General features: G+C 46.4%; 8 protein-coding genes. 4 read left to right on the top strand and 4 right to left on the bottom strand.

Annotation, left to right across the window (positions count from 1 at the left end; all coding sequences use genetic code 11):
* Positions 1 to 54 precede the first annotated feature (54 nt).
* Positions 55 to 777: a hypothetical protein gene (locus NDI42_RS10485; protein WP_190452477.1), complete on the bottom strand. Its 723-nt coding sequence runs from the start codon at positions 775 to 777 to the stop codon at positions 55 to 57.
* 406 nt (positions 778 to 1183) lie between these two features.
* On the opposite strand from NDI42_RS10485, the gene speA reads away from it, so the two are divergent.
* The gene (gene speA, locus NDI42_RS10480) at positions 1184 to 3217 is read left to right on the top strand and encodes a biosynthetic arginine decarboxylase (RefSeq protein WP_190421494.1); all 2034 of its coding nucleotides are present in this window, start codon (positions 1184 to 1186) and stop codon (positions 3215 to 3217) included.
* Between the two features lie 189 nt (positions 3218 to 3406).
* Here speA and NDI42_RS10475 read toward each other — a convergent pair whose 3' ends face one another.
* From NDI42_RS10475 to NDI42_RS10465, 3 genes are all read right to left on the bottom strand, one after another.
* On the bottom strand, positions 3407 to 4600 hold the full coding sequence (locus tag NDI42_RS10475) for an HhoA/HhoB/HtrA family serine endopeptidase (RefSeq protein WP_190452475.1): 1194 nt from the start codon (positions 4598 to 4600) through the stop codon (positions 3407 to 3409).
* 568 nt (positions 4601 to 5168) lie between these two features.
* The gene (locus NDI42_RS10470) at positions 5169 to 7514 is read right to left on the bottom strand and encodes a CBS domain-containing protein (protein WP_190452599.1); all 2346 of its coding nucleotides are present in this window, start codon (positions 7512 to 7514) and stop codon (positions 5169 to 5171) included.
* Between the two features lie 725 nt (positions 7515 to 8239).
* Entirely contained in the window at positions 8240 to 10045 is a 1806-nt protein-coding gene (locus NDI42_RS10465) for an Rqc2 family fibronectin-binding protein (protein ID WP_190452474.1), read from the bottom strand.
* Between the two features lie 273 nt (positions 10046 to 10318).
* Here NDI42_RS10465 and remA point away from each other — a divergent pair, with 273 nt between their 5' ends.
* From remA to NDI42_RS10450, 3 genes are all read left to right on the top strand, one after another.
* Positions 10319 to 10582 carry an extracellular matrix/biofilm regulator RemA gene (remA, locus tag NDI42_RS10460; protein ID WP_190421478.1) on the top strand — a complete coding sequence of 88 codons (264 nt, stop codon included), beginning with the start codon at positions 10319 to 10321 and terminating at the stop codon, positions 10580 to 10582.
* 169 nt (positions 10583 to 10751) lie between these two features.
* Positions 10752 to 11330, top strand: coding sequence for a guanylate kinase (gene gmk, locus NDI42_RS10455; protein WP_348231400.1), 579 nt, complete (start codon positions 10752 to 10754; stop codon positions 11328 to 11330).
* Between the two features lie 215 nt (positions 11331 to 11545).
* Complete coding sequence (locus NDI42_RS10450) at positions 11546 to 12103, top strand: hypothetical protein (protein ID WP_190452472.1); 558 nt, start codon at positions 11546 to 11548, stop codon at positions 12101 to 12103.
* The last annotated feature ends 25 nt before the right edge of the window (positions 12104 to 12128 follow it).

The following is a 12128-nucleotide window of genomic DNA, read 5'->3' as shown; positions in this document are numbered from 1 at the left end:
GAAATCTTACCCAGTCCCTATTCTCCAGTCCCCATTTCCCAGTCCCTTCTTTTTTTACTTTTTTAGCAGTGCTGCAAGAGGCTGCCGCTTTCGCAGATCCATAACTTCTGCCAAACTTTCCTCGCCCCAATCTAGAGGATGATTCTCCTCCGCAGGCACCACTGTTACTTCACTCCTTGCGGATGCAGTCCTTGGGATGGGCGCTACTTGAATCCCATCTACAGATGGTTGATTTTGCAACATGGGACGGCGTTGCATTGGGCGCGCCAGCGTTGCGGTGTTGCTCTTAGCAATTCGCTTTTTGCCGACACTAGAACTAGGGACGGGTTTTGTACCTGCCCTTGGACGTTTGAGCGATTTACGCCGAGATGTACGATTTACGTTCAGCGCTATCAAAAGAGAACCGCCACAAAAGCCGAACGCGATCGCAGCATACAACCAAGAAGGCACTTTCTCTTTCTTTGGAGCTTCCACTTCCGGTTCTGGAACCGCCGTGAAGCCGGGTAGGGCAGTCTGGGAGTCCTCAGTCGGGCTCAAGCTGGGTAGAGGCGTTGAGGATTCCGGAACCGTTGTTTGAGCAGGTACAGGATTAACAAGTACAGGCTTCTCTTCCTTGATTGGGCCGGTACTGACCAGACCCAGCGCTGCTATTGCACCAATTACCACTACCGATGCCCACAAGCCACCCCAGAAGGCAAGTGGGTAGTTGTAGAGCATCTGGTGCAGAAAATGAACACTGAGGCGCTGTCTATGAGGCTTATCGGGCTGATTGAGCATTGAACGCCCTCAACTGGCACAACTGACTAACATTGGGTAGTTTATATCAAAGTTTAGAACAACAGGTATAACTTAGCAGAGGCAAATTGCAAAAAGAAGGGATTGGGGACTGGGGATTGGGGATTGGGGATTAGGAATTAGGAATTAGGAATTAAGAATTGGGGATTGGGGATTGGGGATTAGGAATTAAGAATTGGGAATTGCGAAGAATCTTACCCAGTCCCTAGTCCCCAGTCCCCAGTCCCCTAGTCCCCAGCCCCCAATCCCCCAGCAAATTTTGTTAACAATAGAGGTGAGTTTATTAGACATCCAACCATAGATACAGGCTGGGTACAAAATGGCAGTTTAATCTTGCAGGATACGATAGACTAGCTACTCGACAGGGTATAGCGAGGTTAGAAAGAAAATGGGTGAGCAAGTCACTTCTGCAATTCCAGAACATTCACAAACCGATGAAGTCAACACGGACAAGTTATCAAATGACCGTGCATCGGCAATTGTTAAACAACCTCAAATGAGTTTGTCGCGGACGACCCGCGAAGACTCGCCTAAATCCTGGGCAATAGAAAATAGTGAGAATTTATACCGGATTGAAGGCTGGGGTCAACCGTATTTCTCGATTAATGCAGCGGGTCATGTCACGGTTTCTCCCAAAGGGGAACGCGGTGGATCTTTAGACTTATTTGAACTGGTTAACGCCCTCAAGTTGCGTAATCTGGGACTGCCATTGCTGATTCGCTTTTCTGATATTTTGGAAGACCGGATCGAGCGATTGAATGCTTGCTTTGCTAAAGCGATCGCTCGTTACAACTATCCCGGTGCTTACAAAGGGGTGTACCCTGTCAAGTGTAACCAGCAGCGACACTTGCTTGAGGATCTGGTGCGGTTTGGCAAGCCGCATCAGTTCGGTTTGGAAGCTGGCTCTAAGCCAGAAATGATGATTGCTTTGGCATTGTTGGATACGCCAGGAGCGCTGTTGATCTGCAATGGCTACAAAGACCGGGAATACATCGAAACTGCGATGTTGGCTTCAAGACTGGGACAAACGCCGCTGATTGTGCTAGAGCAGATTGAAGAAGTGCAGCTGTGTATTGAAGCTAGTCGCCAGTTAGGAATCAAACCGATTTTGGGTATCCGGGCTAAGCTCTCTACCCAAGGTGTGGGGCGCTGGGGAAGTTCTACAGGCGATCGCGCTAAATTTGGACTCACCATTCCAGAAATTATCCAGGCGGTACAAGAGTTACGAGATGCCGATCTGCTGGGATGTTTGCAGCTGTTGCACTTCCACATTGGTTCCCAAATTTCTGCTATTAACGTTATCAAAGACGCAATTCAGGAAGCTAGCAAGATTTACGTCGAGTTAGCCCATCTGGGAGCGGATATGAAATATCTCGATGTCGGCGGCGGTTTGGGAGTGGACTACGATGGTTCTCAAACCAACTTCTACGCTTCCAAAAATTACAATATGCAGAACTATGCCAACGATATCGTGGCAGAGTTGAAGGAAGCTTGCGCGGAACACAATTTGCCAGTTCCAACGCTGATTAGTGAAAGTGGCAGAGCGATCGCTTCCCATCAGTCAGTGTTGATTTTTGATGTTCTTGGCACCAGTGATGTCCCCTCTGGCGCACCCGAACCCCCACAAGAAGGCGAATCAGCAATTATTCGTTACCTCTGGGAAACCTACCAATCCATCAATGAGGAAAACTTTCAAGAACTGTATCACGACGCGGCTCAATTCAAAGAAGAAGCCATCAGCCGCTTTAATTTGGGGATTTTACGCCTGACTGAACGAGCCAGAGCCGAACGGCTTTACTGGGCTTGTTGCGAGAAAATTCTGGCGATTACCAGAAAGCAGGAATACGTTCCTGACGAACTGGAAGACCTGGAAAAAATCATGGCGAGCATCTACTACATCAATCTGTCTGTATTCCAATCTGCGCCAGATTGTTGGGCAATTGACCAGCTATTCCCCATCATGCCAATTCATCGGTTAGATGAAGAACCTACGCGGCGAGCGATTCTGGCAGACCTCACCTGCGACAGCGACGGCAAAATCGACCGCTTTATTGACCTGCGGGATGTAAAGTCAGTTCTAGAGCTGCACAACCTAAAGCCGGGAGAACCCTACTACCTGGGAATGTTCCTGAATGGCGCTTACCAGGAAATTATGGGCAATTTGCATAATTTGTTTGGCGACACCAACGCTGTCCACATTCAGCTGACACCCAAAGCCTACAAAATTGAACACGTAGTCAAGGGAGACACGATGACGGAAGTGTTGGGTTACGTGCAGTACGACTCTGAAGATTTGATTGAGCAGATTCGCCGTCTATGCGAACAGGCGCTACTAGACAAGCGGATTACTATACAAGAATCCCAGCGCTTACTGCAAAACTACGAGCAGAGTCTGAGTCGGTACACTTATCTGTCGTCGTAAGTAGCAGGGGCAATGTCAAAGCCCTTTAACATCGTAGACAAGTAAGCCCTAGTAGCTTGGGCCTGTGCAACCGCGAAACCCAACAAATGCCCTATTACCTATATTCCGCACCCCCAGTTGTCACATAGGACAATTGAAGGTGCGGAATTTGGGTTAGATGCGAAGTGAGGGAAAATCGTCAGCGTCAAACTACTCAACAGGGAAAGCACCGGGTTGGACTTGGACATTCTGGTTTTGACCGTTGCGATTGATTTCTACTTCCAGCTTGCCACCAACTGAACTAGCTTCTACCCGTTCCTGTACTTGATCGGCACTATTGACTTGTTGACCGCTAATTCTTTTAATAACATCTCCTTCACGTAAGCCAGCGCGGTCTGCTGGTGAGTTTTTGACGACTCGCACGATTAAAACACCTTTGTCCTGAGTGAGTTTAAATTGTACTTCCGGACTTTTGTTAATTTCTTCTTTCACGTCTGGGGTAATCGTCACCATTTGAATTCCCAAATAGGGATGTTCAGCACGACCTTGGCTAAATAGCTGATTACCGACTCGCGAAGCAGTTTCAATCGGGATAGCAAAACCGAGTCCCTGAGCATTTGCCCGAATTGCTGTGTTGATGCCAATGACTTCGCCACGGGCGTTTAATAACGGGCCGCCGGAGTTTCCGGGGTTAATTGCCGCATCAGTTTGAATAAATCTTACTCGCTTATCAGGGACACCCACCTGTAAACTGGAACGACCTGTAGCGCTGACGATGCCTACAGTTACAGTGTTATCTAGTCCGAGGGGATTGCCAATAGCGATCGCCCACTGACCTGGTATCAAATTTTCCGAATCTCCCAGCCGTACCCACGGCAACTTATTAGCATCAATTTTGACCACAGCCACATCAGTAACTGGATCTGTCCCCACTACACGACCATTCAAAATCCGGCCATCTTTGAGCGTCACCTTAACTGTATCTGCCCCAGCGACAACATGAGCATTTGTCATCAAGCGGCCATCTGAGCTAAGAATGAATCCAGAACCCGTACCCCGCTCAATTCGGTCTTCTGGGGGAATTGGCATTTCGTTGCCAAAAAAGCGTCGGAAAAAGGGGTTTCTGAAAGCATCCGGAACTTGCTGGGACACGGTACGAGCCGAATCTATTCTGACCACCGCAGGGCCGACTTTTTCTACAGCTTCAGCAATAAAGTTCAGGTTATCTTGGGACGACCCGCGCCCTGGAGATATTTGTTGTAGCGCTGGGGGAAATATTTGCTGCTGTCCGCTACTAACGCGAGTTTCGTCAGCATTAAAATAGCGACTGGCATATATTCCTGCACCACCGCCGATAGCCAACAAAGCGAGATAAGTGGTCAGCTGCTTGGCAAGTAAACTCATATTCTTTGCGCTGAACGACAGCAATACAGTAGATAATCCCACTGTAATCAAAAAAGTTCTTCACCGCAGCAGCAAATAGACTGAATACGGTTTCTGTAGTAGCTCAGACATTATGGGCATATCTAGGCTGCAAAAGAGAATGACACACTTGTTAAGCCAGGACAGACGCTACAAAATTCGCAGGTTGGGAAGTTGTCTCTATCCTTGCAGAAGTTATAAAGTATTTTTTCGTTCGTAGCGTCTCCTCACGAGAGCGACAGGCTAAAAGGGCTAAAGGTTACAAATTAAATAAGACGGCTGTAGAAATATAGGGTTTCTCAGTCGGGTGGAATATATCGCGATTGTTTTGTTTTCGCCACCTTAGTAAAAACATGGCAATGCCATGTCCCTACATACGTATCACACCCAACCCTTCAATTGCTGAATAAAATTGAGTAACCAATTTACTATTGAAATTGTAGAAATAATAAAATAGCGATCGCGCATTTTTTTGGGTTATTTCTCACGGCAGAATGCGATCGCCCCCAGCACAAAAAATTAAGCTCCTATAGAATTTTTTTATTAATTTTTAATCTTGCCTTTTTAATCCCTCACAAACACACTCATTCTCGTGTATTTTCTGTGTTCCGCTTCGTTCAATAGTAGGTTTTAATCGTCGGTTTCGATAAACCGGTTTGGGGTGAGATTGCTGTCTAATCGGAATTTGAATTATAAACTCTGTTCCATGACCAAGCGCAGAATTACACTGAAGCTGACCGCCGTGTTTTTCCACAATAATTTGATAGCTAATTGACAATCCCAACCCAGTGCCTTTGCCTACAGGTTTCGTTGTGAAGAAAGGGTCAAACATCTGACGACTGATTGCCTCTGTCATACCGATGCCGTTGTCTGCAATGCAAATCGCCACTTGATTTTTGTCTACTACTTCGGTGCGAATCCGAATAGTAGGTAATTGGTAATTGGTACTTTCCTCCCCATGCTTGATTTCCCATTGCCCCTTATCCTCAGAGGGAATTTCAAATTCTCCGCTCCGCATTTTCAAGGCATCAATCGCATTACTCAGTATATTCATAAATACCTGATTAAGCTGACCCCCTAAACACTCTACAAGAGGCAGGTTGCCGTACTCTTTAATAACTCTAATTCCAAAACGCCCTGTTCTTGCTTCTAGCTGATTTTGTAATATCAAAAGGGTACTATCTAGCCCTTCGTGAATGTTAACAGATTTTAATAGACTCTCATCTAATCGGGAGAAGTTCCGCAGTGACAGCACTAAATCCCGGATACGGTTCGCTCCCACTTTCATCGAAGCTAACAGTTTCGGAAGGTCTGTACTGAGAAAATCTAGGTCAATTTCTTCAGTAAGGCGCTGAATATCAGATGTTGGCTGGGGATAGTGCTTGCTAAAGAGTTGCAGCAGCTTCAGCAAATCTTGGACATATTTATCTGCGTAGTTGAGATTGCCATAGATAAAATTGATGGGGTTGTTGATTTCATGAGCAACACCAGCAACTAGCTGCCCCAGACTTGACATCTTTTCTGTTTGAATTAGCTGAGCTTGCGTTTTTTGCAGTTTGTCAAGAGTTTGTTGTAGATGCTGGGCTTGTTGTTTTAATTGCGCTTCTGATTGCCGCAATGCCGCTTCTACTGAGACGCGCTCAATAATGTCTTGTTTGAGGAGAGCATTGGCTTTATTGAGTTCGGCAGTTCGTTCTTCTACCTGTATTTTTAAATCATCGTGTGCTTGCTGCAATGCATTTTCTGCTCGTTTGCGTTCAGCAATCTCGGAACGCAGCCGCTCGTTGCTGTTTCTTAATGCGCTGGTTCGTTCTTCTACTGCTTGCTGCAATACTTCGATGACATTATACATATCTGCTGGGTTCAGCACTTGCAGCAAACTGGTTTGGGAAACGATGCCTAGTAGTTGTCCGCGATCGCTACTTACAACCAAACGCCGCACACGCCGCCGTTGCATTTCTTGATGGGCATCCCATAGGGAATCTGAGGGACGCAAGCAAAACAAGGGCGTACTCATTACATCTTGAGCCTGCGTTTTTGATAAGTCCAACTCTAACGCCTGGAACTGCACAACGTCTCGCTCTGTAACGATTCCCACTGGAATTAGGGGTTGGGGATTGGGGATTAGGGATTGGGGATTGGGGATTGGGGATTGGGGATTGCAAGGACTCTTACCTAGTCCCTTGTCCCCAATATCCAGTCCCTGTTCTGTAATAACTACACAGCTGACTAGCTGCTGAGCCATGAGCTGGGCTAAATCTAGAACAGAAGCGGTTAAAGGTGCATGAACGACTTTAGATGTCATCACATCAGAGACATATCGCAATCGCGTCAGGAGATTGACGGGTTGCAGCGCTTTGCGAATACTGTCGTTTGTCACTACCCCAACAATTTGATCGTTATCGTCCATTATTGGCAAGTGACGAATCCGATGCTGACGAAATAAAGAAAGGGCAGTGAAAACATCCTGAGCTTCCGATTTCCTCAGTGTAATCGCTGTTTTTATTACTACATCGCCTATTTTTACGTTTATTAGGGAAGTTCCAGCAGCAGTCAGTCGGACTATATCCCGCTCTGTGAATACTCCCACTAGCTGCGTACCTTTTATGACCAATACGTAACAACCGGAAGAATCGGCGGTGTCAAGAACACTTTCCCTTTCTGGAAACACAGAGGTGGACGATGCGACACTTCTCTGATAATTCCTCCTTATGGGATCTTCTGAAACGTCATTGGCATCTGTTTCTATCCTGTTGGGTAGCACACAACTACTCCTTAACTGACTCATGAGCGCCAGAACATCGACTAGAAGTGTGTCAGGCGCAACGGTTAGAGGTTGACGCTCAATGGCAGGCTCTAGAGATAGTGAAGGAATAGGCAAACCGTTTAGGTGCATATATAAACCCAGCCAGTAATTTCCACAGGGGTTCTGTTGCCAATTGTAAGCTAGGATACAGCCAATTTTGTTGTTATTCTTAGCTGGGTGCAATAAATCATTACTTTAGCGTCATAAATTATTACATACTCTCATGTTTATTTGCTGCTGAAGTTTAGACAGAGCAAGACTGAGAAAGCTAAAAAAGCTAATACGGAGAGAAAAAGCCGTTTTCCCTCCGTATTGGTTATTTTTAGCAACTTAATTGTTACAGCCCCGCTCAAGCAAGGCTATGCCGATGGCAGATTAGGAAAAAGGTGAATAGCGAAAATAGAGGATATCCAGGGCAGCGATCGCGTAATATTCTGAACAATAGCGATCGCGTCCATTTTTAGTCGTTAGGCTTGATGATCAAGTTGGTTGCTTTGGGGCGTAACACCGTACCCATACCGTCTGCTACTGGCGCGAACGGGTTAAAAGCTCAAAAAAGGCGAAAAGCCGGAAAACTAATTGGGTTTTTAATTGATAAATTTAATGTTTCAATAGATATTTATCTCTACCTAATAAAAAAGACCAGCTGTTACCACAGCTGGCGCAAAAAACTCGTTGATTCTGTTGTCGTTGATCTGAGGAAATCCTAACCTGCGCGTTCCCAACCGCCAGCCTAAAAGATTTCTTAATATTTACTGTAACAGGAAATACAAACTTTGGATCATAAAAATTTACATTTTGTTGAAATCTTCACACTAAAGATAGTTGACGGCTTTCTGAGGACGACCCCAAATGATGCGCTCATGCTTATAAATCGCAATCCCAGGTTTAGCACCTTTAGGCTTGTAGAGGTGTTTGGGCTGAGTGTAGACCACTGGAACCTGGTCACTTTGTCTGGCGCGGCTGTAGTAGGAAATTAGGTCAGCGGCAAATTGCAAATCGGCTTCGTCAGGGACTTCTCCCGGTGCGACGCGCAGCAAGCCATGACTTCCGGGAATTTCCTGAGTGTGGAACCAGAGGTCGTAATCTCCAGCCATGCGAAAAGTTAGCTGATCGTTCTGGCGGTTGTTGCGCCCAATGAGTAATTCAAAGCCGCTGGGTGTCTGGTAATTGTAGGGGTGACTCGCTTCCTCATCCCTACGGCTGCGGTTGTCTGGATCTTCTAGATATTTCTGCCCAATCAGTTCATCGCGGATTTCTAAGAGCGTTTGTAAATCTTCTGGGTCGTCGTAAGCATCAAGCTGGGTAAGGGTTGCTTCTACTTGCTCCAGGTAGTCAATTTCTTCTTGCACCTGTTGGAGTAAAGGTTCAACGGCTGTACGAGCGCGTTTTAGTTTCTGGTGTCGCTTGTAGAGAGATTGGGCATTTTGGACAGCGTTTTTTTCTGGATCTAGGGGAATTGTGACTGGCTTACCTGTTTCAAAATCGTTGAGTGCGATCGCCTTCATCCCTGGTTCCCAGTCTTGGAGGTAAGCCATCAGCAAGTCTGCTTGTTCTCGGTACTGGTCTGCTTGGTCTGATTGCTGCAAGCGTTCTTTGAAGGTAGAAGCTTTCTGACGCAATTTTTGCAGAATATTACTGAGTTTCTGACTTAACTGATGGCGGATCTGGTTAAATTCTTGTTGATTTAGTTGGTCGGTGTAGTAGCGGTTGAGTAATTCTTGGACTGATGAGGCAGGCTTGATAATACCCCAACCTAAGACGTTATAACCATCTTGTGTAAAGCCGGGATCAAACTGGCTGTTGACTGGGGACAGGGAGGACAACGCTTCTTCCTTCTCTCCTTGTTCCCCTCTACCTCGGTTCCCCTCTTCCCCAGTCCCTAGTTCAACTACTTGCAGCCACTCTTGCCATTTTTGAAATAATTTATCCCAGTCGGATGATATCAAGCTATCGGTGGTAGCCTCTGAATCTAGACCTGCGGCTTGTGCCATTGATACCACCAGCGCTGGACTCAAACCACGGTAGTTTTTCAGTAAGTTCCGCCGCAGCGTTCCTGGTACAAGACTGACTCGCTCTTGCCAGCGCTCTTGGGATTCTCTCAAACTGGGAGTAGTATTGGTGAGGGCTGGGGGTACTTCGTAAGGTTGTCCGGTTTGGATAGGACGGACACTGGACTGCTGGCTGCTAACTTGATGGGCGACGGTGACAATTAGGTTGTCTGCACCTGTGAGGATAACGTTGCTGTATTTGCCTATGACTTCGACGTACAGGTGCCAGAATACCGGGTCTCCGGGACGTTTGGCAAATTGCAGGTCTAGCACTCGTTCCCAAGGCGCGATCGCTTCAATCGCCACTAAGGCAAATCCTCCCAGTTGGTGTCGCAGCTGGTCGCTGAAGGTAAATGTATCCGGTATCCGGGGCGGTGGATTTCCTATACAAACTCTAGCCGCTTGCGGATGCCAACAAATGGTCAGCCAACCCCGTCGCTTCAAGGTTCGCAGTGCTAGAGATATTGTAAAGCGATCGCGCTGATAAACCTGTTCGGTGCGCGCTGGTATCCATTCATCGCGCAGTTCGCAACAAGCACCAGTTAGGGTAGTAAAGTCAACAAGTTGCACGAGAGAACGTAGTTTTTATTGTTACAAGCTCACAATTAGTTTACTTCCATCCTTGCTAACTAAGTCACCTGATCTGGAAGCAATTCACATGAAACCGGTATTTTTATCTATTTCTTTTGGAAGAGTTAAAAAGAACTGAAAGGTAAAAAAAAGCAGTTAGTACCTAAAAACGGGGTTTTTCGTGGATTTTAAGCTTGTAAGTCAATATTATTGTAGATAACATGGGAACTAGACTCTATGAAGCTTTTTATGCGGCTATGCCGTTAGTTTTTTATGGACATCCAGCTAATCAACATCGGTTTTGGTAACATTGTGTCTGCAAACCGAGTTGTTGCCATTGTCAGTCCAGAATCTGCCCCGATCAAACGGATCATTACCGATGCCAGGGATCGAGGCCAGCTGATTGATGCCACTTACGGGCGTCGTACCAGAGCAGTAATTATTACTGATTCTAGCCACGTCATTCTCTCGGCTATTCAGCCGGAAACTGTTGCCCATCGCTTCGTTATCGGCAAAGACGGTAGCGCCAACAACTAAAGACTAAAAAGGCAATCATGTAAAAGGCAAAAATTATTCATTTTTGCTGCGCTTCTTTCTTGGGGGATAGCCTGAAAGCTTTCTTATTGAGAGACGAAGGAAATATATAGTTCCTATAGTCCAAAGTCTCAATTCAATGTTTTAAAGTAGAAAGTCTACAGTTTGTTGCATGAGTCAGAAGAGTATGGGAAAAGGGAGACTGATTGTTTTGACAGGGCCGAGTGGAGTAGGCAAAGGCACGCTGCTGCGATCGCTTCTAGCGCGTCATCCAGAACTATATTTTTCTGTATCTGTCACCACTCGCTCCCCTCGTCCTGGGGAGATTGACGGTAAAAACTATTATTTTGTCAGCCGCAGCCAGTTTGAGGAAATGGTAACAGCTGGTGAACTACTCGAATCGGCTGAGTTTGCCGGAAACTATTACGGCACTCCCAAACGCCGGGTAGAGGAACACATCCAGCAAGGACAGTGGGTGATTTTAGAAATTGAACTCGAAGGGGCGCGGCAGATCAGGAAAAATTTCCCAGAGGCATTGCGGATATTTATCATGCCTCCTTCTGTAAGCGAGCTAGAAAACCGGATACGAGGCCGGGGACAGGATTCTGAGGTAGCGATCGCCCGCCGTCTCAGTCACGCCCAAGCAGAAATTGCCGCCGCCAGCGAGTTTGATATTCAGATCGTCAACGATGACTTGAAAGATGCTCTTCAAGCGATTGAAGACGCTATTTTTACCACAGCAAACTGTTGATTTTTTGACACCCACAACACCAAGGTTCACCCTTTAGGTAGCACTGGGATCTGTCTATCTCTTTAAATGTTCCTTTCTTTATAAAGAATCACCCTTTCGGGTGATTTGCTATTGCACAGTGTGTTGTATTCCGAAAAATTTGTTTGTGTATTTGTGTCTAATACCATGCCGAGGAAAAGACACTCGCAGACTGAATTAAAGGACACAAAACTGCTATGCAACTAGGAACTCTCAAAAAAATTGGCGCTGGCTTAACAGCTTTTACTCTATTAGGAATTACACTAAGTGTTGCCGTTCCCAAAAATTTAGCCGAACCATCTAACGCAGGTAATAAGTTTGCTCCCAGAACTGTCGCACCAGAACAAGCAGGAGGTGCGGTTAGTGAAGCCGATACCGTCCGCCAATCCATAAAAGCTAGAGTAGGTACAGCAAACGCACTCGGTGCAGGTGTGGCAGGGACAGCGACAGATGATGGTCGGGTTTATAACGTGTTGAGTACCGTTAATATCCGCTCTTGTCCCAGCACCAGCTGCCGTATCTTGCGCGTCGCTCGACCGGGAGCCGATGTTTTAAACGATCCTAGCGGAGGCACTCAGCAAGGCAATGGTTATACTTGGGTTCGCGTTACCTACGGTTATACTTCCGCCAATGTCTGTGCAAGCGGTCGTCTTCAAGGCTGGATGATTAGACCTCTTGCAAAAGTCGATGCTGAGGTAATATGGGGTCTAAACAAAGGCGCTCGCAAAAAACGGGTGAGCGATCACGCAGTCTGATTCATAAGAATATCTGATGAAATAC

Source organism: Funiculus sociatus GB2-C1 (genome assembly GCF_039962115.1).
GTDB classification, from domain to species: domain Bacteria; phylum Cyanobacteriota; class Cyanobacteriia; order Cyanobacteriales; family FACHB-T130; genus Funiculus; species Funiculus sociatus.
This window is presented reverse-complemented; position numbering and strand designations above follow the sequence as displayed.

Coding starts and splice junctions, on each gene's coding strand:
- NDI42_RS10485 (WP_190452477.1), bottom strand. CDS start 777: ATGCTCAATCAGCCCGATAAGCCTCATAGACAGCGCCTCAGTGTTCAT.
- speA (WP_190421494.1), top strand. CDS start 1,184: ATGGGTGAGCAAGTCACTTCTGCAATTCCAGAACATTCACAAACCGAT.
- NDI42_RS10475 (WP_190452475.1), bottom strand. CDS start 4,600: ATGAGTTTACTTGCCAAGCAGCTGACCACTTATCTCGCTTTGTTGGCT.
- NDI42_RS10470 (WP_190452599.1), bottom strand. CDS start 7,514: ATGCACCTAAACGGTTTGCCTATTCCTTCACTATCTCTAGAGCCTGCC.
- remA (WP_190421478.1), top strand. CDS start 10,319: ATGGACATCCAGCTAATCAACATCGGTTTTGGTAACATTGTGTCTGCA.
- gmk (WP_348231400.1), top strand. CDS start 10,752: ATGAGTCAGAAGAGTATGGGAAAAGGGAGACTGATTGTTTTGACAGGG.
- NDI42_RS10450 (WP_190452472.1), top strand. CDS start 11,546: ATGCAACTAGGAACTCTCAAAAAAATTGGCGCTGGCTTAACAGCTTTT.